28 protein-coding genes are annotated in these 24,178 nt (G+C 54.6%); 13 read left to right on the top strand and 15 right to left on the bottom strand.

Annotated elements, in window-relative coordinates:
- Positions 1-45 precede the first annotated feature (45 nt).
- Positions 46-819: a glycosyl transferase gene (locus tag L0666_RS09730; RefSeq protein ID WP_235261117.1), complete on the top strand. Its 774-nt coding sequence runs from the start codon at positions 46-48 to the stop codon at positions 817-819.
- Here L0666_RS09730 and L0666_RS09725 read toward each other — a convergent pair.
- On the bottom strand, positions 816-1,697 hold the full coding sequence (locus tag L0666_RS09725; protein WP_235261116.1) for an ATP-grasp fold amidoligase family protein: 882 nt from the start codon (positions 1,695-1,697) through the stop codon (positions 816-818). The genes L0666_RS09730 and L0666_RS09725 overlap by 4 nt on opposite strands.
- 67 nt (positions 1,698-1,764) lie before the next feature.
- On the opposite strand from L0666_RS09725, the gene neuC reads away from it, so the two are divergent.
- Positions 1,765-2,901 carry a UDP-N-acetylglucosamine 2-epimerase gene (gene neuC / locus L0666_RS09720; protein WP_235261115.1) on the top strand — a complete coding sequence of 379 codons (1,137 nt, stop codon included), beginning with the start codon at positions 1,765-1,767 and terminating at the stop codon, positions 2,899-2,901.
- Complete coding sequence (locus L0666_RS09715) at positions 2,891-4,195, top strand: 3-deoxy-D-manno-octulosonic acid transferase (protein WP_235261114.1); 1,305 nt, start codon at positions 2,891-2,893, stop codon at positions 4,193-4,195. The genes neuC and L0666_RS09715 overlap by 11 nt, the downstream gene beginning before the upstream one ends.
- On the opposite strand, the gene L0666_RS09710 is transcribed toward L0666_RS09715, so the two are convergent.
- The 3 genes from L0666_RS09710 to L0666_RS09700 are packed head-to-tail and all read right to left on the bottom strand — an operon-like array spanning position 4,192 to position 6,594.
- Complete coding sequence (locus L0666_RS09710; protein ID WP_235261113.1) at positions 4,192-5,121, bottom strand: Gfo/Idh/MocA family protein; 930 nt, start codon at positions 5,119-5,121, stop codon at positions 4,192-4,194. The two genes, L0666_RS09715 and L0666_RS09710, sit on opposite strands and share 4 nt — an antisense overlap.
- Positions 5,118-5,906 (bottom strand): SDR family NAD(P)-dependent oxidoreductase, encoded by a 789-nt coding sequence (locus tag L0666_RS09705; RefSeq protein ID WP_235261112.1) that lies wholly within the window; start codon positions 5,904-5,906, stop codon positions 5,118-5,120. The genes L0666_RS09710 and L0666_RS09705 overlap by 4 nt, the downstream gene beginning before the upstream one ends.
- Entirely contained in the window at positions 5,893-6,594 is a 702-nt protein-coding gene (locus L0666_RS09700) for an acylneuraminate cytidylyltransferase family protein (protein ID WP_336246276.1), read from the bottom strand. The genes L0666_RS09705 and L0666_RS09700 overlap by 14 nt, the downstream gene beginning before the upstream one ends.
- A gap of 171 nt (positions 6,595-6,765) precedes the next feature.
- Between L0666_RS09700 and rimO the strand changes: the two genes are divergently transcribed.
- On the top strand, positions 6,766-8,145 hold the full coding sequence (rimO, locus tag L0666_RS09695) for a 30S ribosomal protein S12 methylthiotransferase RimO (protein ID WP_235261110.1): 1,380 nt from the start codon (positions 6,766-6,768) through the stop codon (positions 8,143-8,145).
- A 138-nt stretch (positions 8,146-8,283) separates the two neighbouring features.
- Positions 8,284-9,150 (top strand): DUF2167 domain-containing protein, encoded by an 867-nt coding sequence (locus tag L0666_RS09690; RefSeq protein WP_235261109.1) that lies wholly within the window; start codon positions 8,284-8,286, stop codon positions 9,148-9,150.
- Positions 9,151-9,286: 136 nt separating this feature from the next.
- On the opposite strand, the gene L0666_RS09685 is transcribed toward L0666_RS09690, so the two are convergent.
- Positions 9,287-9,469 carry a hypothetical protein gene (locus L0666_RS09685; protein ID WP_235261108.1) on the bottom strand — a complete coding sequence of 61 codons (183 nt, stop codon included), beginning with the start codon at positions 9,467-9,469 and terminating at the stop codon, positions 9,287-9,289.
- A 123-nt stretch (positions 9,470-9,592) separates the two neighbouring features.
- The gene (locus tag L0666_RS09680; protein WP_235261423.1) at positions 9,593-9,946 is read right to left on the bottom strand and encodes a YigZ family protein; all 354 of its coding nucleotides are present in this window, start codon (positions 9,944-9,946) and stop codon (positions 9,593-9,595) included.
- A gap of 124 nt (positions 9,947-10,070) precedes the next feature.
- Between L0666_RS09680 and trhA the strand changes: the two genes are divergently transcribed.
- Positions 10,071-10,721, top strand: coding sequence for a PAQR family membrane homeostasis protein TrhA (gene trhA / locus L0666_RS09675; RefSeq protein ID WP_235261107.1), 651 nt, complete (start codon positions 10,071-10,073; stop codon positions 10,719-10,721).
- Positions 10,722-10,899: 178 nt separating this feature from the next.
- Positions 10,900-11,190, top strand: a complete 291-nt coding sequence (locus tag L0666_RS09670) for a CBU_0592 family membrane protein (RefSeq protein WP_235261106.1) — start codon at positions 10,900-10,902, stop codon at positions 11,188-11,190.
- Here L0666_RS09670 and L0666_RS09665 read toward each other — a convergent pair.
- Complete coding sequence (locus tag L0666_RS09665) at positions 11,187-11,936, bottom strand: M48 family metallopeptidase (protein WP_235261105.1); 750 nt, start codon at positions 11,934-11,936, stop codon at positions 11,187-11,189. The two genes, L0666_RS09670 and L0666_RS09665, sit on opposite strands and share 4 nt — an antisense overlap.
- 173 nt (positions 11,937-12,109) lie before the next feature.
- Here L0666_RS09665 and L0666_RS09660 point away from each other — a divergent pair, with 173 nt between their 5' ends.
- Complete coding sequence (locus tag L0666_RS09660; protein WP_235261104.1) at positions 12,110-12,355, top strand: hypothetical protein; 246 nt, start codon at positions 12,110-12,112, stop codon at positions 12,353-12,355.
- Positions 12,352-13,452 (top strand): class II histone deacetylase, encoded by a 1,101-nt coding sequence (locus tag L0666_RS09655; RefSeq protein ID WP_235261103.1) that lies wholly within the window; start codon positions 12,352-12,354, stop codon positions 13,450-13,452. Before L0666_RS09660 ends, L0666_RS09655 begins: the two co-directional genes overlap by 4 nt.
- On the opposite strand, the gene L0666_RS09650 is transcribed toward L0666_RS09655, so the two are convergent.
- Positions 13,449-14,165 carry a hypothetical protein gene (locus L0666_RS09650; RefSeq protein WP_235261102.1) on the bottom strand — a complete coding sequence of 239 codons (717 nt, stop codon included), beginning with the start codon at positions 14,163-14,165 and terminating at the stop codon, positions 13,449-13,451. The genes L0666_RS09655 and L0666_RS09650 overlap by 4 nt on opposite strands.
- A gap of 347 nt (positions 14,166-14,512) precedes the next feature.
- Here L0666_RS09650 and L0666_RS09645 point away from each other — a divergent pair, with 347 nt between their 5' ends.
- Together L0666_RS09645 and L0666_RS09640 are read left to right on the top strand one after the other, a co-directional pair.
- On the top strand, positions 14,513-15,091 hold the full coding sequence (locus L0666_RS09645; protein ID WP_235261101.1) for a nitroreductase family protein: 579 nt from the start codon (positions 14,513-14,515) through the stop codon (positions 15,089-15,091).
- The gene (locus L0666_RS09640) at positions 15,088-15,798 is read left to right on the top strand and encodes an EI24 domain-containing protein (protein WP_235261100.1); all 711 of its coding nucleotides are present in this window, start codon (positions 15,088-15,090) and stop codon (positions 15,796-15,798) included. Before L0666_RS09645 ends, L0666_RS09640 begins: the two co-directional genes overlap by 4 nt.
- Here the strand turns inward: L0666_RS09640 and L0666_RS09635 are convergent.
- On the bottom strand, positions 15,782-16,072 hold the full coding sequence (locus tag L0666_RS09635; RefSeq protein WP_235261099.1) for a DUF1467 family protein: 291 nt from the start codon (positions 16,070-16,072) through the stop codon (positions 15,782-15,784). The genes L0666_RS09640 and L0666_RS09635 overlap by 17 nt on opposite strands.
- Positions 16,072-16,476, bottom strand: coding sequence for a methylmalonyl-CoA epimerase (gene mce, locus L0666_RS09630; RefSeq protein ID WP_235261098.1), 405 nt, complete (start codon positions 16,474-16,476; stop codon positions 16,072-16,074). The genes L0666_RS09635 and mce overlap by 1 nt, the downstream gene beginning before the upstream one ends.
- A gap of 159 nt (positions 16,477-16,635) precedes the next feature.
- On the opposite strand from mce, the gene L0666_RS09625 reads away from it, so the two are divergent.
- A complete protein-coding gene (locus L0666_RS09625) occupies positions 16,636-17,352 on the top strand; it encodes a response regulator (protein ID WP_235261097.1) in 717 nt (238 codons plus the stop codon).
- 3 nt (positions 17,353-17,355) lie between these two features.
- Here L0666_RS09625 and L0666_RS09620 read toward each other — a convergent pair whose 3' ends face one another.
- Entirely contained in the window at positions 17,356-18,078 is a 723-nt protein-coding gene (locus tag L0666_RS09620; protein ID WP_235261096.1) for a GNAT family N-acetyltransferase, read from the bottom strand.
- A gap of 110 nt (positions 18,079-18,188) precedes the next feature.
- On the opposite strand from L0666_RS09620, the gene L0666_RS17280 reads away from it, so the two are divergent.
- On the top strand, positions 18,189-18,311 hold the full coding sequence (locus tag L0666_RS17280; protein WP_272492169.1) for a hypothetical protein: 123 nt from the start codon (positions 18,189-18,191) through the stop codon (positions 18,309-18,311).
- 58 nt (positions 18,312-18,369) lie between these two features.
- On the opposite strand, the gene L0666_RS09615 is transcribed toward L0666_RS17280, so the two are convergent.
- From L0666_RS09615 to L0666_RS09600, 4 genes are all read right to left on the bottom strand, one after another.
- Positions 18,370-19,587: a DUF1501 domain-containing protein gene (locus L0666_RS09615; RefSeq protein ID WP_235261095.1), complete on the bottom strand. Its 1,218-nt coding sequence runs from the start codon at positions 19,585-19,587 to the stop codon at positions 18,370-18,372.
- Positions 19,588-19,590: 3 nt separating this feature from the next.
- On the bottom strand, positions 19,591-20,970 hold the full coding sequence (locus L0666_RS09610; protein WP_235261094.1) for a DUF1800 domain-containing protein: 1,380 nt from the start codon (positions 20,968-20,970) through the stop codon (positions 19,591-19,593).
- Between the two features lie 125 nt (positions 20,971-21,095).
- Entirely contained in the window at positions 21,096-22,949 is a 1,854-nt protein-coding gene (aspS, locus tag L0666_RS09605) for an aspartate--tRNA ligase (RefSeq protein WP_235261093.1), read from the bottom strand.
- Positions 22,950-23,037: 88 nt separating this feature from the next.
- Complete coding sequence (locus tag L0666_RS09600; RefSeq protein WP_235261092.1) at positions 23,038-24,018, bottom strand: phosphatase PAP2 family protein; 981 nt, start codon at positions 24,016-24,018, stop codon at positions 23,038-23,040.
- Positions 24,019-24,178 lie beyond the last annotated feature (160 nt).

Raw genomic sequence — 24,178 nt, 5'->3', positions numbered from 1 at the left:
GCTGAACGCTTTTCGCTAAGACCAGAAAAACCCGCTGGAGACCCCATGCAATCTGCTTCTCGATTAACCTGTATCTGCATCAAATGGGGAACGCTCTATCCGACCGAGCATGTGAACCGTTTGTATCGTGCAGTCTTGCGCAACACCAATCGCGAGGTCGATTTTTACTGCATGACGGAACTGGCGGACGGGTTGGACGACGGCATAACAGCCCTTCCGTTGGAAGAGCAGCCCTATGAAGCCCGAATGACCGCCACACAAAAGACGGTGAAAAAACAAGGCGCACTGCGTAAGATCGCTATGTTTAACCCTGCACTGTTTTCAAAAGACGTGGGGCCCGTGCTGGCGCTGGATTTGGACATCCTAATAACAGGGGATCTAGACAAATTGTCCGATTTTGCCCCGGGTCAGGTCACGATGCGTGGCCCCTTTGCGCCCGAAAGCGAACCGCGCACCTATGGCGAGGGGTCGTTCATCAAATTCGAACCAAAGCATCATGATTTTTTATACACCACAATGGCAGAGGCACCCGAAGAGTCCGTCGTGATGTGCAAGGGATCCGAGCAAACCTACACTTCCACGCTGGCGCACCAAAACGGGATGTTTACGCCCTACCCGTCAGAATGGATCGTGAGTTTTAAATACCATTGCCGCCCGAAACGCCCGATGAACCTCTTTGTGCCGCCAAAGTTGCCCGAAAATGCGCATATCGTTTGTTTTCACGGGCGGCCAAACGTGGACGAGGCGATGAACGGATTTAAATCTGACCCATTCCATACAACACGACCTGCTAAGTGGATTGCCGATAACTGGCGTTAACCAATTGGTAGGGTCAGCAGCTTTCCTGCCTCGCGGTCAAACTCGGGGCCGCCTGCTGTGTTGAACCCCGAGTCAGGAAAGAATGTGAGTTCGTTCAAAGCATAGCGCGTTGGCGTCGATAGGAAATCGACACGCACACAGTCAAAGTGCTGCCCTAGTTCCAATGCGACATCGCGCATTTTGTCCCACCCATAAACCTTTTCGACCGGATCCCCTGCCCCAGACGGAAACGGTGTCCAGTCTTCGGTCATATAGTTACGGGTCAACGTGCCATGGCGATCTTTGACCAGCAGCACAAAACCGATCTTGCCGTTCACCATGTGGATTTTAACATCGTCCGCACCCAAAGCATTGGGCGTCGGCAACAGTTCTTCGACCATTATGCGCGGCTTGATCTGCAGATACGGCCATTCGAATTGTCTATGCCCGTATTTGCGGCGCAGCCATCGGGCGCATTGATCCTGAAGGTCTGCCGCGTCAGCTGGATGCTCGGATGTCACGATCCGAAGCCAACCGGATCCATGGGTCGGCTTGATGACATAAGACGTAGGCAGCGCCTGATAGTCGATCCCGTCTGCTGTTTCAGATTGCTGCCAAATTTTAGCAAACAATCCATCGCAGGCGTCAGCCCCCATCAGTTCTTCTACAAGAATAGGCATTTCAAGTTTATCAGCCGCACGCACTAAGTCTTCACCACTAGAGTTAAGCTTCAGCCATTGAATTTTTTCATTCCAAGTTTGCGGGTTCTCGAGGTTCAACTCGTATCCACAAGTCTTGCGAAATTTCGCCTTAAGAAACGGAAAACCCAATCGCCGGTCTAAGCCAGACTTCAATCGGTCAAATCCGGTTTCTAGGAATTCGACTGGAATATGGACCATTTCGCACCTTGATCTTAGCCTGACGCAAGTGTTGCGACAGGTCACCCAATAATCTAGTCACATTCAAATGGAAACACATCGCTCTTTCTCCAAAACGATCCTCTTCGTAACCGGCACTCGTGCGGATTTCGGTAAAATGGAACCGCTGGCGATTGCCGCTCGGGATGCAGGGCATGACGTGCATTTTTGGGTCACAGGCATGCATATGATGGAGCGCTATGGCCTCACCAAGGTTGAGGTCGCCCGCACGCAAGGCGTCGGCGTGCATGAATTCGTCAACCAAGAAGAAGGCGACCCGCAGGATCAGATATTGGCCAAAACGGTCATGGGGTTTTCGGAATTTGTAGCACAGATGAAACCTGACCTTGTCGTGGTTCATGGTGACCGCATTGAAGCTTTAGCTTGTGCCCTAGTCGCCGCAACGAACTACATTCGCAGCGCCCACATTGAGGGCGGCGAAGTCAGCGGCACCATCGATGAGATTTTCCGCCACTGTAATTCCAAGCTCGCCAGCCACCATTTTGTCAGTTCCGTTGATGCCAAAAAACGGGTCATGGCCATGGGCGAACCCGCCGACGAAATCTTCGTGATCGGCTCGCCTGAGTTAGATTTCCATTCCGGCCCATCTGGCGTGACCATTGCTGACGTGCGCGCGCATTATGATCTGCCACAGGGTGATTATGGCATCGTGGTCTTCCACCCTGTGACCTCTGAGGCGGACACAATGGGGCAGCAAGCACAGGATTTGTTTGCGGCACTCGATACGTCAGGCAAACCGTTCGTCGTGATTGCACCCAACAATGATCCGGGGTCAGCTGACATCTTCACGGTTCTTGACCAACTGCCGAAGGATCAGTTCCGTATCCTGCCTTCTATGCGGTTCGCACACTTTTCCGAACTTATGAAAAACGCGGCTTGCATGATCGGAAACTCCAGCGCGGGCGTACGCGAGGCACCGTTCCTTGGCACACCGTCGCTTGACGTCGGCACGCGCCAAACCAACCGCGCACAGGCACCGTCTTTGCGCTCTGTTAATGCGGCCGATGGTGACGCAATTGCGGCGTTCCTTACTGAAGAATGGGGCAAACGCTACGAGCGCCATGATGCCTTTGGGCAGGGTGACGCAGCGAAACGGTTCGCCGATATCGTCAGTGACGATGCGTTCTGGCAGGGCGATTTACAGAAACGGTTCCATGACCTCTAAGCCACGCATCGGACCCATGCTCCGGCTCGTTCTCGGGGTGGGTTGGCTCCTCGCGCCATTCGCGCGCCCGCTCTTGAAACGGCGGTTGGCAAAAGGCAAAGAAGATCCCGCTCGTTGGAGTGAAAAGCTCGGCGAGGCGACGATGGCGCGCCCAGACGGGCCATTGGTCTGGATGCACGGCGTCGGCGTTGGTGAGGTCATGGCCCTACGTGGGTTGATTGATCAACTGGCCGAAACCCGCCCCGATCTGCAATTCCTTGTGACGTCCTCGGCACGGTCTTCTGGCGAAGTCTTTGCCAAAAACCTGCCTGCCAACACGCGCCACCAGTATTTACCGCTCGACCTCCCGAAACCCGTGAATGATTTCTTGGATCACTGGAAACCCGACCTCGCGATTTGGTCAGATCAGGAAATCTGGCCGCGTATGGCTGTGACCTGCGCCCGCCGCGGTATTCCCCAAGCCTATGTCGCCGCTCGCATCACCAAGGCCAGCGCCAAGGCCAAGTCTAGGTTCGGTTCGGCTTACGGTGACCTGTTCCGCCTGCTCGACACGCGCCATGCGCAAGACGCCGGAACAGCGGCGCATATGGCTGCACTAATGGCGGATGACACCCCTGTTAAGGTATCGGGATCCCTCAAGGCGGCGGGTGCGGCTTTGGTAGACGATCCAGCCGCGCGCGCTGCGTTTGAGGCAGCCGTCGGGCGCCGCTCGGTTTGGGTCGCAGCGTCTGCCCATCCAGCTGACATCGAACGTGTTTTAGAGGTGCAGTACGATGTTCGTCGAGAGGGAGGAAAGGATTGGCTTCTGGTGATTGCCCCCCGCAGGCTTGAAGATGCTGCCTTGGTCGAAAATGGCTGCCGCGACTTTCACCTGTCGTTTTGTCATCGCAGTCATGGCGTGTTGCCGGATGAGACGACCGACGTCTATATCGCAGATACCTTTTCTGAATTAGGCCTTTGGTATCGCAGCAGTTTTGTTACGCTCATTGGAGGCACATTTGAACCCATAAATGGCCACAACCCATGGGAGGCCGTGGCGCTCGATTGCCCAGTGTTGCACGGCCCCTATGTTGAGAATTTTCGCGCTGATTTTTCAATTCTAGATGAGGCAAACGCGGCAGTTGAGATCGGGAGGTATGGCAGCGATATCGGCGAAGATGTTGGAGACATGATTTCCGTTTTGAACAGTTTCGACTTGGCTGGATATGCCAAGCGTGCGCATGCTGTTAGATCAGTTGCAACAGATGGGTTAACGCAAATTGTAGCAGACCTGTTGGGCCTATTAAGAGGTTAAAACGCCATCTCAGCGGAGCCCGTAAACACCCGCTGTCCCCACGCATCCGCAATCAAGTCGCTCGATGTACGCATGTCGCTAAGGCGCGGCGCGAGCGGCGACAATGCTGCGTTTTCGTCTTCGATCAGCGCTAGCCAATCGCGCGTGATCGCTTGGAACATATCGTTTCGATCATATTCAAAGGTCAGCGTTTTCGGCCCACCACCGCTGTCCGTCGTGATCACGGCCGCCAGCATATCAAGACTACGTGCGGCGCGGGTTCCCGCCAGATCAGATCGGCGCAAACTGACAGGGGACAGATAATCCATCGCCACGGTCCCCATGCGCCCAATGCTGTCCGCCAACGCGATACGGCTGGCAAAATCGACGCCCGCAAATTCCGCATGGCCTACGCTTGCCACCGATTGCACTGCCAGATCAGGGAACAACGCCTTAGCAAGGTCAAGCTCGTGACACAGGTCCAGCAAAACGCCCCCGCCATCCGCTTTGGCGGCATAGCTTTCGGGGAAAGACCAGTTCTGCCGCCACTGGCGCACATCATGGCCGATCTCAAACGAAAACCCGTAGACATCTGACAGATCTTGTTCGGCCAGCGCCTGTACCACGGGATGATAGCGTGCCATGAACCCCAACATAGATCGACGCGCCAAATCCCCAGCAACGCTGTAAATCTCTGCGACCCCTTCGGACGTCCAATGTAGTGGTTTTTCAACGTAGAACGGCCAATTCTTTGCTGCGCACAATTGCACCAGTTCAAGCCGCACTTGCGTCGCTGTCGCGATCACCAAGCCTTTTACGTCGCTGCGTTTTTCCAGCGTTGCGCGGTCGTACTCCCGCCACGGGATCAACTCTGCATCCTCGCCCAGCGCTTGTAAATTCGCCACATGGCGGCGCCCGATAGACCCCGCCCCTATGACAAGGATCACCACGCGCTAAAGCCCCCGTCGACGTTGATCATCTGGCCTGTCATGTATCCCGATTGCTTGGACGCAAGGAACAACATCGCATCCGCGATTTCATCGGGTTCACACATGCGGCCCGCCATAATCAGTTCGCCCACACGCTTCTGGAATTCGTCCGAATGGCCATTAAACACCGCCCCCGGCGCAATGGTATTCACCGTCGCATCCCGCTTTGCCCAATAACCAGCAAGCCAAACTGTCAGGCCGTGAATACCAGCTTTGGTCACACCATAGGCACTGAAATTCTTGAACGGCATGCCATCGTAAATCGGATGGTGCGCCCCATTCAAAGCATACATAGACGCCACATTGATCAGCGTCGCCTTACGTTTCCCGACGATGTCACGATCCATCTGACGTGCGACTAAGAAGGCCCCCGTCAGGTTGGTCTTCATGGTCTTTTCCCAGTCCTCAAGAGTCGTATCCGCGAAATCAGGGAAAGTTCCACCTGCGCCCATCAACATCTCACCTGTGATTGCGGCGTTGTTAAGCACCACATCAGGTTCCCAACCATCCGCATGCACGGTCTTGAAAATCTCAACGATCTCGTCTTCCTCTGACACGTTCAACGGGTAGATCGCAAAGTCAGGATTATCGCCGTGCGCGTCTTTCAACCCGTCAAAACGGTGCCCTGGCAAATCCGTTGCCACGACCTTTGCACCCTGATCCAACATACGCCGCACATAGGTACTGCCCAACACGCCGCCCGATCCAGTGATAAAAACGGTCCGTCTTTCAAGCTGTTTCATTCAAGCGATCCTTCATCAAAAATTCTACAATCTTCCAATCCAACGGGTCATCCACATCCATGCAGCGATCGGCTGGCATAACAAACGGGATCACATGCCCCTCATAGATGGTCGACGCTTTGCGCAAATACTCCGGCGCAAGCACATAAGTGGACGCCGCATGTTCATAGACCACAGGTGCGTTTTGCCGTGCCCAAACACCCCCTGGAAGAGGCTTTGAAACACGCAAAGACCCTTCTTCATTCAGCTCGACCATGTTGAAATACGGATTCTTGTTGGCATGACAGCACGACATCACCATGTCCGGCGTTTCCGCTTGAAACAAATCAACCGCGCCATCGATGTCTTCCATCAAACGCAGCGGCGAAGTGCAGTCCAGATCAACAAAGGCTGTGGCTTTGCCCGCCAGAGCCTCAGAGGCCTCTAACGCATGCTGCCACACACCCCACTTGGGCGCGTCATCCGTGGCCAAATGAGCAGGCCGCAACCCGATAGCAAGCGCACCCTTGGCGACCGCATGATCATAGATATCTTGGCTGTCTGTGCTCACGACCACCGCATCAATGCGGCTGCTCTCAAGGAGCTGATCCAGCGACCAGTCAATCAGTGGCTTGCCGCACATGTCGCGAAAATTCTTATTCGGCACGCCCTTGCTGCCTTTACGTGCCCCGATATGCCCAATGATCACTTATGCTCACCTCTCAACGCTAGCGCGCCAGTGTTGTTATCTATTTCCGTCGCCTGCGCGAATATAGCCTGCGTCTAGCCAATCCCGAAAGCCAATTCCACGCTAAACCTCATTGTGGTTCACCGTGCTGTCCCACTTCCCGCCGCCGCAGAATCCCGCTACACGCCACTCATGTCTCAGAACCCACCCAATCTCCGCCCCGACTTGGCCCCAAAGGTCAAAATCCAAGAACCCACACGTAGCGGCCAGCCGACCATCGGTATGGTTTCGCTCGGGTGCCCCAAGGCCTTGGTGGACAGCGAACGCATTCTGACGCGCTTGCGGGCCGAGGGGTATGCGATCAGCCCCGATTACACGGGTGCCGAAGCGGTAATCGTAAACACCTGTGGGTTCCTTGATAGCGCCAAGGCCGAAAGCCTTGATGCGATTGGCGAGGCCCTGCAAGAAAACGGCAAGGTCATCGTCACGGGCTGTCTGGGGGCCGAGCCTGATTATATCCGCGAACATCATCCACAGATCCTCGCCGTGACGGGGCCGCACCAATACGAACAGGTGCTGGATGCAGTGCACGCAAATGTGCCGCCGAGCCCTGATCCGTTTATCGACCTGCTGCCTGCTAGCGGTGTATCCCTAACCCCACGCCATTACAGCTACCTGAAGATTTCCGAGGGCTGTAACCACAAGTGTAAGTTCTGCATCATCCCCGACATGCGCGGCCGCCTGACGTCACGCCCTGCCAAAGCCGTTTTGCGTGAGGCGGAAAAGCTGGTCGAAAATGGGGTGAAGGAACTCTTGGTGATTTCGCAGGATACATCTGCCTACGGCACCGACTGGCCGTCCGATCAGCGCCGTGGCCTGACAGAACAACCCATCACCACACTGGCCCGCGATCTGGGTGCCTTGGGGGCATGGGTGCGTCTGCACTACGTCTATCCCTACCCGAATGTGCGCGAACTTATCCCGCTGATGTCAGACGGTCTGATCCTGCCGTATCTGGATATCCCGTTCCAACACGCCCATCCCGAAACCCTGCGCCGCATGGCCCGCCCTGCCCACGCCGAACGCACTCTGGACCGCATCAACGAATGGCGAGCGGGATGCCCAGACATCACCCTGCGCTCAACCTTTATCGTCGGCTACCCGGGCGAAACAGAGGAAGAATTCCAAACCCTGCTCGATTGGATGGACGAAGCGCAACTGGATCGCGTGGGGTGTTTTCAGTACGAAAACGTAGATGGCGCCCGTAGCAATGCGCTGCCCGACCACGTGCCCGCTGAAGTAAAGCAGGACCGTTGGGACCGCTTCATGGAAAAGGCACAGGCCATCTCCGAGGCAAAATTGGCTGCAAAGGTCGGCCAAGTCATGGACGTGATCATTGACGATATTGATGAGGACGGCATCGCCACCTGCCGCACCAAATCCGACGCCCCAGAGATCGACGGGAACTTGTTTATCGACGAGGGAACGGACGGGTTGAAAGTTGGGGAGATCGTGAGTGTTGAGGTCGATGAGGCTGGCGAGTATGATCTGTGGGGATGTTTGGCCAAATGAGCGCCCATTTGCCTTATACTTTTCGGTCGGTGCATGCTTTAGGCTCAGGTTTCGCGCGAGAGGCGCGAAAACAAATTGCCCGCACAATTAATAGATGTATTCTGAACTCAATTAAGGATTTTAATTAAGAGAGTTTACGTGCCGTTCATCAAAAAATTCCTACGAGAACAGATCATTTTTCTCGTCGTCTCCTTCGTTTCCTTTTCAAGCGTTCCCGCTATTGTCTCAGCGCAGGAATATAACCCGATCCCTTTTGTCGAACCCCTGAACGTGTCACGCGGAAAGTTCATTCCGAATGGCCAAGAGGCCTACTCTTTTAGCAAAGCCGAATTATGTGCAATTTCGCGAGAGGAATGGGGTTGGGATGATTGTTCACATGTGGACGTCTACATAGAATACGCCGAGGGCGATCTTGGTAGTGTCATGATCGAATTTCCTGATTCATCGGGCTACGTAGAGTACGATGACTGGAGCTCCGAGGAGCGCGAAATTGTAATCCGCGAAATCGAAGAGAGCACACGGCTGGGAATTGCCGCACAAAGTGAGCAGCTGGGAATACCGATCAGCTTCACCGGCTGGTCCGTTTATCCTACACTCGATCAAGAAAAGAACATTTTATACTATGCGATTGAGCTTGATTGGAACGGCGACCGCACCATCAACGTTGACGCCAGTGTTTTTGACCGACGCGGGTATGTGACTGTTTCGATGGTTCCATATTTGGCCGAAGTGACCGAAGAAGAAATCAGACAAATGATTGTCGGTGTTCTTGGTCAATATGAGTCTTTTGAAAGCCAGTCCTATGCTTCCTTTGTTAGCGGAGACAAAGTCGCCGCTATCGGCTCTGTTGGTGTTCTGGCGGCTCTTGCTGGCATCCAGTATGGCAAGGGGACATCGGTAGGAATCTTTGCAGCAATCGCGCTATTCCTGAAGAAAGCTTGGTTTCTCCTGCTCTTGCCGTTCATCTGGGTGAAGAAGTTTTTTAGTCGTCGAAAAGATGACTGAGTTGTTTCTTAGTGTTCAGAAGGCCTTGGACTTGATCAGGCAGCTCTGTCAATGTTCATAAGACACCAAAGCAAGCTCTAAGCCGTCTCAATAGCAACAGCTTTTCGCGACGACCAGAAGGCTCGACTTGACGCCGTTACCCTTTGGGCTGCGGCAGCTCGGCGTCCATCAACGCCAAGAACCGATTGAGCCTTTCATTCACAACCGGGTTATCCGCAACGAAGGCCTGCTTTTGCGTTGTGCAAGCGGCGTCAGCGTTGCCTTCTCCACGAAAGTGAACAGGGCCGGTCGGCATTGAGGTGTTTGACATATTTTTCATACCCCTAACCTACCCACGAACGTCGCGCCGAATTAGGGGAAAACCCGATCGGACGCGTCAAACATGCGGCAGAACGCCATGACGTTGGGGAACACAAACCTCACCTACACCAAGTGGTTTCAGTCAGTCAGCCTGATCAAACCAAACCCGCACCGCATCCTGCACTCGGCGAAACCGATCCCCGCCCAGATGCACGCCACCAAACCAGCGGGTGACGACAACGATCTCACCCACGCGGCCTTCTCGTTCGAGCATCCGCAAGATTACCATTCCTGCGCCGGACTCTCCGTCGTCGTTCTTTAACGGGGTGCCGTCGGGCAAGATCACGGCCCATGTATTGTGCGTGGCCTTGGCGAATTTCTTGCGCTTACACAGAGCTTTGATAAAGGCCTTGGCTTCGGCGGATGAGGCGCATGGCCCACCGGACACCGCATATTTCGACCCGCGGTCGGTAAATATTCCTTCAAGCACTTGCATAGGGCCACCGTGGCGCAGCGCTGAGGCAAAGACAATTGTAACTATGCCGATGGACCCTGCCCCTAAAGACATACTGACGTGACGGCATCATTTTTCTGTAACGTTTCTGTCCTATCATCAGGTCATGAGCCACGAGGACCCATATCCTGACTTCACCAAAGGCGAGCGGATTGCCGATGCGGCTATGCATATCGCAGGCGTCGGTTTTGCAATTGCCGGAACGGTTGCGTTGGTCATTTGGGCGGTTGGCCAAACGGATGGCAACACCATCGCCAGCCTATCGATATATGGCGCGGCTCTTATCGCGTCGTTCATTGCCTCAGCCTGCTATCACTTCACCCCATGGGAAGCCCCACGCCACACCTTGCGCCGCATCGATCACGCGGCAATATACGTCAAAATTGCAGGCACCTACACGCCTTTGGTGGTGATGATTGGATCTGCGTTTGCGTACGGCGTGCTGGCGATCGTCTGGGGGTTGGCGATATTGGGCGCCGTTGCAAAACTGTTCTTTTGGGCGCGGCCTGGGCGGTTTGGTGCAGGGCTTTATCTTGGGCTCGGCTGGATGAGCGTCGCCCTCCTGACCTCTCTAGTCGCCGTTGTGCCGACAATCACACTTGTGCTGATCGTGATCGGCGGATTGGTCTATTCCATTGGCGCCGTGTTGTTCAGCTTTGATGAATGGCGGTTTCAGAACGCGGTTTGGCACGGGTTCGTGCTGGCAGCTTCTATCTGTTTCTTTGCGGCCATAACGCTAGGCGTCACCAGCGTTTGATTAGCCCGATGGGGCGGGATTTTGTGAGTAAGGAAACTCTGACCTGACGGCTCGAACGCTGTGATCTAGGGTGATCTTATTCAAACGATCATACCACTCAACTTTTTCAAAACCGACGGTCTGACAGGCAATTTCCGCCTGATTTCATCAGCCGTCACCTAATTTCAGGATCAATTTAATGCCCCCAGTCAATCTCACAATCCCGCCCGTTCTTTTCGATATTGTCGGCGTCGTTGGTTTTGCCCTCTACGTAATTAACTACGCCCTTTTGACGTTTCACCGCGTCACATCTAGTTCAAAGGTCTACTTTGTGATCAATATGTTTGCGGCCATTTTCGTCCTGATTGGGCTGACATATTCCTTCAACTTGGCGTCGGCTCTTATTCAAGCTTTCTGGATCGTTATGTCGATCACAGCGATCATCAGACGGCACCGATATTCAAAAACGTTGGACGGCCAGTTGGCCTAAAGGTTCGAAGCGGTCTGCAGGACCATCTGAACCCGTTCCGCATTGGGGGGATGGGTACCCAGGAATTGATCGCCAGGATCAGGCACACGGAAAAAGAACTCCGCGCCGCGCACAGGGTCATAACCTGCTTGCGCGGTGATGATCGTGCCGAGCCGATCTGCCTCTAACTCAAAGTCCTTGGAATAGCTGCGTGCACCAAGGGCAGCACCCAATTCCTGCGCTGAACGCACTGATTCCGCGCCGCCGCCAGTTACATCGGCCAATTGACCGAATACCGCAGCACCCAAAGTTGCATTGCGATGCTGTCGCTCAAGATGGTTTTCGATGTGATGGGCGGCTTCATGGGCCATAACAAAAGCAATCTCATCTTCATTTTGTGCATCCGCGATCAAAGCAATTGTGAATGCAATGATCGGGCGGCCATTGTCGTCAACGGTTTGAAACGCATTTGCGGGTTGGTCCGCGCGATCATCGACCACAATCAGGAAATCACAATTCATGTTATTGGTCCGACGACGGCATTCTCGTTCGGCGACGGGCTCAAGTTGGTTAACAACGCTTACGAATGAACGCGCCATTGCCCGCTGTTCCCTTGGTATTTGTACCGCCGGGCCTGCCACGGGGGTCGAGGCTTGCGAGGGCGTGGCGATTTTGTCGCTCGGCTGCACAACCGTTGCATCACAGCCCGCAAGCGCCAACATAACTACGGCCAGCCCCGTCAGAACGCGAAATTTTAAGATTTGCATCATGTATTCCTTGCCTCACCGACGCCTTGTCAGCGTGGTCTTTCACCCAATCTAGCAGGGAACGGCCTAGGGGCCATCCCACTAACGCGATTGTGCGCACTATTTCGCTACTTAGCGGTCCCTTGACGAAACGACAGTGCGAAAGGCAGGATAAACTGAACCAAGGGGGCCAAATGTTTACAATCGAACACGAATTTGACGCGACAGTGGTGACACTGGTGGACGAAGGCAGCGCCCCTTTGGGTGAAGACGTTGTCATTTCCGGATTTGAAGATTGCGTGACGGTCACACAAATCGACACCCGCACAGACATGCCAGTCACGGTTCAACTGTCGATGTCCCAATTGCGTGACTTGTCTATGGCGCTAGATTTACCCGAAGGGTCATACCGGCTTCGCCCAGAAAGGGACCCGACATGAGCACTGGTTTCTTTTGGGATGAGCGGTGTTTCTGGCATGGCGGCGGCAATTATGCAGGCACTCTGCCCGTGGGCGGATTGGTGCAACCCATGGCGAGCGGCGGCCTGCCAGAAAGCCCCGAAAGTAAACGCCGGCTCAAGAACCTGATGGACATTACGGGGCTGTCCGCAGAACTGGACCTGCGCAGCGCTGATGAGGCCAGTACCGAGGACCTGTTGCGCGTGCACCCTCAATCTTATCTGGATGAGTTCAAGGCAACATCGGACGTAGGAGGCGGGGAACTGGGCCGCCGCACCCCCTTTGGCCCCGGTGGCTATGAATTGGCCGCGCTATCGGCAGGCCTCAGCATCGCCGCGCTTGAGGCCGTGTTGAAAGGAGACCTTACGAATGCATACGCCCTGTCTCGCCCACCCGGTCATCACTGCTTGCCCGACTTTCCCAACGGTTTTTGCCTATTGGCCAATCTTGCGCTCGCCATTCAAGCCGCCCGCGCAAAGGGACTGGCGGAGCGGGTCGTTGTACTGGATTGGGACGTACACCACGGCAACGGTACAGAAGCGATTTTTTATGACGACCCAAATGTGCTCACGATTTCGATCCACCAAGAACGAAATTACCCAATGGACACAGGCGATTTTAGCGATCGTGGCACAGGTCGGGGCACTGGGTTCAACCTCAACATCCCGCTGCCACCGGGCGTCGGACACATCGGGTACCTTGCTACAATGGACCGCATCGCGGTTCCACAGATTCAAGCTTTCAAGCCAGACGTCATTGTCATTGCCTGTGGCTATGATGCCGCCGCGAACGACCCTTTGGGCCGCATGCTGGCAACCGCCGAAACGTTCCAAATGATGACGCGGCAGGTGAAGGCGCTCGCGCAGGACTTGTGCAAAGGCCGCCTTATGATGGCACACGAAGGTGGGTATTCAGAGGTCTACGTCCCTTTCTGCGGTCACCATGTGCTGCAAGAAATGTCAGGCAGCTCAATCACCGCCCCCGATCCATTCGCCGAAGTCTTCCCGCTGCGCCAACCCAACGCTGCCTTTGATCGGTTTGTCGATGGGGTATTGGATGACATGGTCGCGGCGCTTTAGGGCACTGCGACACCTGTCAGCCGCACGGGCTTTTCAAACTTGAACTGGCGCAACTTCACCTCGTTGCCCTGAATATAAATGCCCTTGCGCCACAAATCACCTTTCATGACACTCGGATAGCGTCTTGCGTAATCACGAAACAGATCATTGGTCACAGCAAACGAAGTCGGCAAATGCTTTAGACAACTCAGTACATACCCGTCCGCTTGTACGCCGCTGGGCACAATATAGATTTCATCGCGATCCAGTCCAAACAGCTCCATGATCACATGCAAAGAGTGCACTTGTCCCTGCGCAAACAGCCCGTTGTCTCTCAAACTGTAAAAGATGTTATTGTCGAAAAAGCATACAATTCTGTAGCCTTCAAATCGCAATTGTCGTGCAACCATACGCAATGGTAAAACCGATACGTCATTATCGAGGCCAAAGTGAAAGATATTGTTGCCATCAAACACTGCCGTCTTGGTGTCCAGCCTCAACCTTTCCATAAAACCTTGTTTGTCATTCTCCAGTAAGAAGTGCGGAGCGACTTTGTGTGGTTTTGGTCCAGTATCGGGCACAGCAATTCGCCATGACCAGATCAACGCGCCAACCATCCAGATCAGCAAGAGAAACACGAACACCAACCCGACACCTGCGAATTGCACCGGGTCATGAGACAACCAAACGATCGGCCCCGCGGTCAGCGCAGTCAAAACAATGACATTCGCCAATCGATAAGAAAGCGGCGCGGTTCCACGCGGTTCTCTGGCCTCTCTGGGCCGTTGGGTGGGGGCATTGGGCGACGTTATCACATCCCCTAAGAATATCGGCGTCTGGTCCATCTAATTAGCTGTTCCTGAAAAGAAAAATACTCAAACTCTTCCGCAAAATGGGTCAAAGTAACCCAACGTTCAAGGCGCCGCAGAACCGACTTTACACCCCACGGTTGTTGTGCGCTTTGCAAGTAACACCGCGCATGCCAACTCAACGCCCCAGCTAACTCAACAGCCCTTGCGGGATCGGCACTGGAACCCGCCCACGTGAGCACTTATGTCTTTCTCAACAAAAGGACACCGTTATGACCACCCGCAACCAAGCCGCCCTCGACTTTCTGCTATCCCGCAGATCCAGACCGGCCAAGACATTGACGACGCCGGTACCGACGCGTGATGAATTGGGTGACATCCTGACCGCCGCCGCCCGCACGCCCGATCACGGAAAACTAGAACCTTGGCGTTTCATCGTGCTGGAGAAACCTGCCCTATCCCGGCTCGCGAAAATGATCCCAGACCGTGCCGCAGCCCTAGACATCCCCGATGACAAGCTGGTCAAAGCCGTTGCGCAATACGCAAATGCGGACCTCGCAATTGTTGTGGTCGAATGCCCTGTGATTTCCGACAAAGTACCCGAAATTGAACAAACCTATTCAGCCGGTGCTGTCTGCCTGTCTTTGCTTAACGCTGCGTTGGCGTCTGGTTGGGGGGCAAACTGGCTATCAGGATGGGCTTCTCATGATACCACTTTCTGTCGCGACGGTTTGGGGCTCGCCGCTCATGAACGTGTTGCAGGCTTGATTCATATCGGGACCGAAACAAACGCCCCACCAGAACGCCCTCGCCCTGACCTTACCGCCAAAACGACTTGGGTAATCACTTGATCTTAAACGATTTTTTCAAAGCGGTCGCGCAATTGAACGACAGCGCATTCAAGCGCGTGTTATTCCTCGGCCTTGGCCTGACGATCGCGTTATTGATCGGCATCTACGCAGGCTGGCTCTGGCTTATTGAGACGTTCGCGGATGGTCCTTTGACCCTTCCGTTTGTAGGTGAAATAACGTGGATCGGCAATCTGGCGGGCTGGGGTGGACTAGCCTTGATCCTTTTGATGTCAGTCTTTCTGATGATCCCCGTCGCATCTGCAATCACGTCGTTTTTCCTCGAGGATGTGGCCGACGCGGTTGAGGCAAAACACTATCCGCTGTTGATGCCCGCGCCCAAGGTGCCCTTCGTGGATGCCGTTCGCGATACCATTATGTTCTTTGGCGTGTTGATTGGAGCGAACCTTTTGGCATTCGTCGCCTACGCGATAATGCCGTTTTTTGCGGTCCCGATCTTCTTTGCATTGAACGGGTATCTGCTGGGTCGAGAGTATTTCACCATCGCGGCCATGCGCCGAGAAGGTCGCGCAGGGGCGCGTGCGATGTATCGCCAGAATACTGCTGAAATTTGGATGGCCGGATTGCTAATGGCGGTTCCGCTTACGATCCCGCTCCTTAACTTGTTTGTTCCGATCCTTGGGGCGGCGACGTTCACCCACTTGTATCACCGCATTTCTGCGCGAAGCGGGGCTATTGGGTCGCGGTAACTTCGACTGGGTCCATCCGGCCGAACCAATCCAGATCACGTACGGAAACCCAGCCTGACAAGATTACAAAAGTCAGCACCGCCCAAATAGGTAACGCAAAATAGGTCGTGATCCGCGCTTTGCGTGCAACCTGAGCATCTGCCGGCGCGGATTTATGAGTGCCAGGAACGACGTCACCCGCTTCTTCTTGTGTGGTCATCCGAAGCGGTAGAACGATGAAAAACGTCATGAACCAGACGACCGCAAATAAGACGATAGCGGATGTAATGCCCATCAGACTTCTTCCAGTTCAATCAAGCAGCCGTTGAAATCTTTCGGGTGCAGAAACAAGACTGGTTTGCCATGGGCGCCGATTTTCGGATCGCCAGTGCCCAGAACCCGTGCACCTTCAGCTTGTAGTTTGTCGCGTGCGGCAAGGATGTCATCGACTTCATAGCAGATGTGATGGATGCCACCGGCTGGGTTCTTCTCGAGGAACCCGTTGATCGGGCTGTTGTCACCCAAAGGATAAAGGAATTCGATCTTGGTGTTAGGTAGCTCAATAAAAACGACCGTAACACCATGGTCCGGCTCATCCTGTGGTTCTCCAACCTTGGCACCCAAAGCGCCGCGATACTGCGCACATGCTGCGTCCAAATCCGGAACCGCAATCGCTACGTGATTCAATCGACCAATCATTGTCTACCCTTCCAATTCGTTGCTCGTCTTATCATGCAGGTCCGAACGCGGCGCAATGCCCCCCTTTGTCGCGGCATGGTTACTAAACCGTTTTCGTTAACCAAAGATTCACGACGAAACCGTTTACTGAGTCGCAACACATCACCGAAGGGGACATTCATGGACAGCTTGGACGACTTTATGCAAACCCGCCCTCCGACCTTGGCGCGGCCCCTTTTGGGGCTAACAGTGCTGGTGGTCGAAGACAGCCGCTTTGCGTCCGAGGCAATGCGACTGTTGTGCCTTCGTTCAGGCGCCCGCATTCGACGTGCTGACAGCCTGTTTCACGCCCATAAACATCTTGCCGTCTATCGCCCTTCCGCGGTGATCGTAGATATCGGTCTTCCCGATGGCTCAGGCGTAGACCTGATAAGAGAACTCACCAGCGTTCGCCCTCGTGTTGACGTTGTGCTTGGCACATCCGGCGACCCCGATGGTGAGGCGAAATCAATCAAGGCGGGGGCAGACGGGTTCCTTGCCAAACCATTGGCCAACATCGCCGAATTTCAGGCTGCTATCCTGACACATCTTCCGAGCGATCGGCAGCCCAAAGGTATTCGCCCCGTGACAGACGAAATCATCGTGCCTGATGTTGTTGCGCTGCGTGACGATCTATCTGCGGCAGCCGTTGCCCTTGAAGACACAACTGATCAACGCACCCTGCGCTATCTCACACAATTCTTGGGCGGATTGGCACGCAGTATTGATGACGACCAGTTAGAACAAGAAACGCACGTGCTGGCGGCGCTCCAAACCCAAGGCGACGCCGTCCACGGCCAAGTGGCGCGCATTGCAGGAATGGTCCAAGAGCGGATTTCCAACACAGCGCCAATTTAAGGGTTACGCAACCGGTTCTTGGGCGGGGTCGCGGTTTACCAACACCCGATCCGTTAGATCGCGCAAAGCCTGATATTGCTGGCCAGCACCATCAAAGTTATCCGGGGCAAGCCATGTTTCAAATGCACAACGCAGATCCGACCAATCCCCATCTGTTATCGCAAGCCATGCAGTGTCGCGATTACGACCTTTCACAATAAGATGCTGGCGAAAAATGCCTTCCCACGAGAAACCATAGCGCTGCGCGGCTCGCCGAGACGGTAAATTCAACGCATTGCATTTCCACTCATAACGACGATAGCCCGCTTCAAAGGCAGCACGCATCATCAGGAACATTGCCTCGGTTGCTGCCACCGTGCGCTGCAAGACAGGGGCAAAGTTAATGTTGCCGACCTCAATGCTACCCATCCCTGGAACGATGTTAAGGTAAAATGCATAGCCGACAGGGCCCAAATCCGGCAAGCAAATCGCGAAACCTTGCCAATCAGGTTTAGCCTTCGCGGCTTCAAGGATAGAAACAAGGCCCGCTTCGTCCAAGGGCGGTTCTTCATAAAGGTAGTCCCAGATGTAATCATGGCCATCCATATGCGACCAAATGGCGGGACCATGGCGTACAGGATCGATGGGTTCCAAACGCACGCTGCGCCCTTCCAAAACAGCATCTCCAACCTGTTTTGCCTCAACAAAATCGACGGATGGCCCCACGGGCCGCTCTTCGCCATTCATGAACATTCCCCTAAATCCACCCAAGCCGGACACAAGTCTGGCAGAAAGTTGCCCCATTTTCTGACCATACCATTGTCATGGGCATTGCCCACAGCAAGAGGAAAAACACCATGGAACGTTTCGTTAAGAAATTCTGGACCGAAGAAGACGGCAACGCCACTCTTGACTGGATGGTTCTGACGGCTGGACTGGTCCTGTTTGGTGCCGCGATCATGGCGACTATCGGATCCTAACCTCGGTCCCTTTTTGACAAAGCATACCGCATCGCACTGAGAGCGCTTTAGCTATCGCTTACAAAACCAGTCCTGGGTTTGCGCCGAGTTCTAATCCAGGGAAAACTGCCTGTTCCAGCACATCGCGCTGTAACCCCATGAGATCATGCATGACCCAAGCCGCATAAGCCCGAACGTCTCGTGTGGGCAAGAGATCGCGCCCATCATATAGGTCACCCTCGCCCAAACCCGGCCATTGGCCCAACACCTGTCCCCCACGCAATGCACCGCCTGCAAACAGCATTGCACCGCCAGTCCCATGATCCGTGCCCAAGCTGCCATTCTCATGCGCCGTACGCCCAAACTCCGTTACGCACAGCACCGCTGTCTTGTTCCAAACTGGCCCCAACCCAGCGCGCAAGGTCAAAATCGTATCCGTCAAAGCGGACGCGCCGCGTTGCATAGTGTTGCGTTGCCGCGCGTGGGTGTCCCAACCATTGATCGAAAACGATGCGATACGCGTATCGCCACGCAGACGTGACGCAGCAAATTCAGCGATTTCGATGTGTTCGCCAGACCCTTGGACAGCCTCCATCATTGGGCTGTTCGCCATCATCATTTCTGTTTCTTCTGCTAGTTCGCCTTGCATCGAGATTTGCTCCGCGATCTCAATCGCGTCCTCTGATGCATCTCGAAACAGCGGATCATCGTGATGCACTACATTCAAAAGAGCACGTGCATTGGGGGAAATCTGCAACCGGGCATCTGGCGACCAACGCGACGCGGGTGCTTGCCCTGACAACACCAACATCTGTTCGCGGCCAATTGCAAAAGCCACCTCGGCCTCAAGTCCGGGAACCACTTGCAGCATCCGGTTCAACCAACCATCGCGAAGTCCACCGTTGTCTAGGTCAGGGATACCGGCCTCTAGAATGTCTTGCCCGTCAAAGTGGCTTCGTTTGTCGCGATATGGTGTGGACACGGCATGTGCCGCGCCAAACTGACCAGCCCGCCACAATGGCATCAACGACGAAAAAAGCGGGTTAAGCGCATAAAAACCATCCAGATCGATGGCACCACCAGCTTCTCCGGTAAGTAAGCTCGGCCGCAATCCGGCCAACGCAGGATCACCGTAGGGTTGGATGACATCCAAACCATCCATCGCCCCGCGCAAAATCACCACAACCAAACGTGTATCCCAAGGCGCTGCCGCCATAGCTACGGGTGTCACAAACGGAGAGGCCGCAGCCGAACAGCCCAAGGCCGTACCACCTATCAGGAAATTTCTGCGATCCATCCTCTATCTCCTCTGAAACGCGGCAGAGGCGAGTACAATCCCCACGCCATCGGATACGGTTTCGGCAGCTCCGGCAGCGAAAATCACCTCATCTGCTGGCGTCGGTCCCAAGGCATCAAACACGAACTCGCGGGGATCTGGTAAATCCTGCAACATGTCTCGGGGCGCCTGCATCGACCAAGTGATCCGCCCAGCCATCCCTTGCGGTGTGATCCAGTTGTCTTCTTCTTCGGGCCAGCCGTCGGGGCCGACAGGGCTCTGCCAATCTTGCCCCATGACCGACAAAGGACGTTGAATCAAACGGCGGGTTTGCTGCAACGTTGCGCCTTGTATCACCTCCAATGGGATCCCCAGTGCGCGGACGGCAGAGCTAATAAAATCGAATGGTTGTTTGACCTTTTCCAGCTGGGCGCCCCACGCCGAGTCCGAACGCAACATCTCGTCGTACAAAGCCGTCAACTCGCCGTTAGCTGCCAGATAGGCGTCGGCCATCTCCTCGATCATGGCGGCGTCTGGTTCTGGTGCGATGAAATGCACCGCCAGCTTGCGGGCCAAATGACGCGCGGTGTCTGGATGCACCGCCAAATCCCGCAGGACCTCAACGACATGATCCATGGATTCCTCTCTACCGCCGTAAGTGATACCCAAAACGGTTTCGCTCCCGGGCTCCGCCATTTGCGAGCGATAGTACGCACCACGGCGGGCCGATGCGGTCAGACCGGTCAAAAGCTCGGCAAACTCACGCACATCGTTTTGTGAATAACGCCCCCCCACACCGAGGGTATGTAGCTCGAGGATTTCTCGCGCGAGGTTTTCGTTCAACCCAAGGCCATTTGATTGCGCTGCACGGCTGTTCGGTCCCATTGAGCGGTGTTGGTCCAGATACAGGATCATCATCGGGCTGCTGACGGCGGCCACAAGCATATCCGCGAAATTACCCGCCAAATAGGGGCGGATCGCCGTTTCGACATAAGGTGAAATCAGATTACGGCTGATCGCGTTCGACGCCCGGACGGTGAAATGATCGCCCCAAAACCGCACCAAACGTTCACGAAATCCGTCTGTGGTATGCGCGCTGCGTGCCAGCTCGGCTCGCAAGTATGCCCCGACGGCCTCGCGCCCTTCCGCGCGCATCGTCAAACGATGCTCTTCGGCAGCGGCCTCACCGTCAGTTCCGCGCACCTCGTTCAGAGCGATGGAAGCGAGGCGGTGGTCATTTGCAGAGGGGTAAACATCGGCGCTGGTCGGGATCTTCACCAGCGCGCCAATCTCGTCAGGTCCGCGCAATCGGTCCATCATTGCGTCAACAGACGACGGCGGTGCGATGTTTGGCGACAGGCCCACACCGAAACGAATTGCTGCAAGGGTTGGATCAAATGGCACGTGATTGCTCCGGTTTCATAGCCCTTATTTGGACCATATCGAGAGACAAACAAGCCAAAACAAGTGTTTTAAACGAAAATGGGCGGGGAATTGCCCCACCCATCTCTCATATCTTCGCAGAAGTCTTACGCTTCTGGTGGTAAGACCCGAAGACCCAATTCGCGCAACTGTTCGTTTGTCGGATCGCTTGGCGCATCCATCATCAAATCTTCGGCACGTTGGTTCATCGGGAACATCATCACATCGCGCAGGTTGTCGGCATCTGCCAGCAACATCACGATACGGTCCACACCCGCGGCACAGCCACCGTGTGGCGGGGCACCGTATTGGAACGCATTAACCATACCGCCGAAACGCTTTTCGACTTCATCTTTGCCGTAACCCGCAATTTCAAATGCCTTAAACATGATTTCGGGGCGGTGGTTCCGGATCGCGCCGGACACCAGTTCATAGCCGTTACACGCAAGGTCATATTGGTAGCCCAAAACGTCTTCTGGATTGCCTTCCAGCGCCGCCATCCCGCCTTGCGGCATTGAGAACGGGTTGTGTTCAAAGTCGATCTTACCGGATTCTTCGTCGCGTTCGTAGATTGGGAAATCAACGATCCAAGCAAATGCAAAACGGTTCGTGTCGGTTAGGCCCAACTCATCGCCGATAACCTGACGCGCCTTGCCCGCCACGCCTTCAAACGCCTTCGGCTTGCCGCCAAGGAAGAACGCCGCATCGCCGACGTTCAGACCCAGCTGTTGGCGGATCGCTTCTGTGCGCTCTGGTCCGATGTTCTTGGCCAGTGGCCCTGCGGCTTCTTCGCCCAAAGTAATCTCACCGGATTTGATCATCGCGTTCACTTCTTTGACGGTGATCCCGCGTTCTTGGGCAATGCTGTCCGCAGATTGCTTGCGCCAGAAGATGTAGCCCATGCCGGGCAGACCTTCTTTTTGCGCGAAGGCATTCATGCGGTCACAGAACTTACGGCTACCGCCTGTTGGCGCTGGAATAGCCCGTACTTCGGTGCCTTCGTTTTCAAGCAGTTTGGCGAAGATCGCAAAACCGGAGCCTTTAAAGTGCTCAGACACAACCTGCATCTTGATCGGGTTACGCAAATCGGGCTTGTCAGAACCATACCAAAGAGCGGCATCACGGTAGGAAATCTGTTCCCACGTCTGGTCTACTTTGCGGCCTTTACCGAATTCTTCGAAGATTCCCGTGATCACTGGTTGGATCGTGTCGAACACGTCCTGTTGTTCAACAAAGGACATCTCAAGGTCGAGCTGGTAGAAATCAGTTGGTGATCGGTCAGCCCGCGGGTCTTCGTCACGGAAGCACGGCGCGATTTGGAAATACTTGTCGTAGCCAGACACCATGATCAACTGTTTGAACTGCTGCGGCGCCTGTGGAAGGGCGTAGAACTTACCGGGGTGCAAACGAGACGGCACAAGGAAGTCACGCGCGCCTTCAGGGCTGGACGCTGTGATGATTGGCGTCTGGTATTCACGGAAGCCGCCATCCCACATGCGTTTACGCATGGACGCCACAACATCTGAACGCAGTTTCATGTTGTCTTGCATCTTTTCGCGACGCAGATCGAGGTATCGGTACTTAAGCCGCGTCTCTTCGGGGTATTCTTGATCGCCAAACACCATCAAAGGCAGTTCTTCTGACGCACCCAGCACTTCGATGTCACGAACGAACACTTCGATCTCGCCTGTCGGCAGGTTCGGGTTCACCAGGCTTTTGTCGCGGGCAAGTACGTTTCCATCAATGCGGATACACCATTCAGAACGCACTTTTTCCAGTTCGGCGAACACTGGGCTGTCAGAATCGGCGATCACCTGTGTTACGCCATAGTGGTCGCGCAGGTCGATAAACAAAACGCCACCATGATCTCGAACGCGGTGCACCCAACCGGATAGACGAACAGTGTCGCCTACGTTTGCTTTGGTAAGGTCGGCGCAAGTGTGGCTGCGATAGGCGTGCATGGGTCAATTCCTGCTAAATAAGGTTCGGGCTGATCAACCGCGCCACGCGGTCAAAGTCAAGTCCAACAGCCCCCATTTAGCGCATCTGTCATGCAACTTGACCTGCTTGGGCCAATATCCGACGGGGTGCCGCTGCGCGGCGGCGCATAAACGCCCAAGCGCCCCAAAGAACGATAATCGAAACATAGCCGTCCAGCGCATAGTGATATCCGGAATAGACCGACAAAAACATGATCACGGCCACAAAGCCTACGCCAATCAGACCCAGCAGGCGGGAACGGTCCCAAAGATAAAGCGCCGTAACCATCGCCATGGAGAGATGGACACTCGGGAATGCGGAGATGCCGAACCCAATGGATTGATCCGTTTGAGTATAGGCGATCCAAAGGCTCTCTTGGATATTGCCGAAATAATCGTTGATTGCGGGGGTCTGTGCGATGGCCGTTGTCAACGCCGCAAAATCATCTCCGCCATATAAGCGATCATAAAACACAGGACCTGCGGACATGCCCGCAAGCGCCAGCACGTTACCAATGAATATCCACCCAATCCCATACATCAACATCGTGCGTTTGATACGTTCTGCATCACGATCCGTTGCTGCAATAAAGAGCGGCAAACAAATCGAAGGCCAAACCCAAACATGCAGATAGAACGGAATAAATAGGTTCATCGGCAGGTGATCGGCCACCTTATGGGTCCAGACCCAAGGATCAACCCCGCCATGCAACGCGCGGTCCCAGCCCGCAAATGCGACATCCGCATAAAAAGGAATGATGTAGGGCATCGACGTTTTAAACAGAAAGAAACCGCCTTGCAGGAAAATTGACCCGAGAAAAGCCACCAAGACGGCCCATATAACCGCCCTTTGCGCCCCCGTTTTTGTCGTCAAAGCGACCATAACTCCAAGAAACACCATCAAACCCGCAACCCAACCGAAGACTTCGATCATCTCGCCTGATTTTACGGCAACGGTTTGCAATGCTTCAAATCCGTTGTCCCGTGTCACCAACACGACGACGACGGACATGCAAAAATATGCGATCGACAGCATTAGAAAGTTTTTCATAGGCCTGCTTTGGGTCTGACACTGCATTTGCCCCTCTTATTCTACGAGGCGTTAACGCAAAGCTCCCATAAAAATGTGGCGTAATTGGGAAATGACTAGGCCGATTATCTAATATTCCACCTATTTTGGACCATCTAAGAGCGTCAAAACGCAATCACCA

The sequence above is a fragment of the Octadecabacter algicola genome, assembly GCF_021532625.1.
Classification (GTDB): domain Bacteria; phylum Pseudomonadota; class Alphaproteobacteria; order Rhodobacterales; family Rhodobacteraceae; genus Octadecabacter; species Octadecabacter algicola.
Note: the sequence above shows the minus strand (reverse complement) of the source record. Positions and strands in the feature narration are given on the sequence as shown.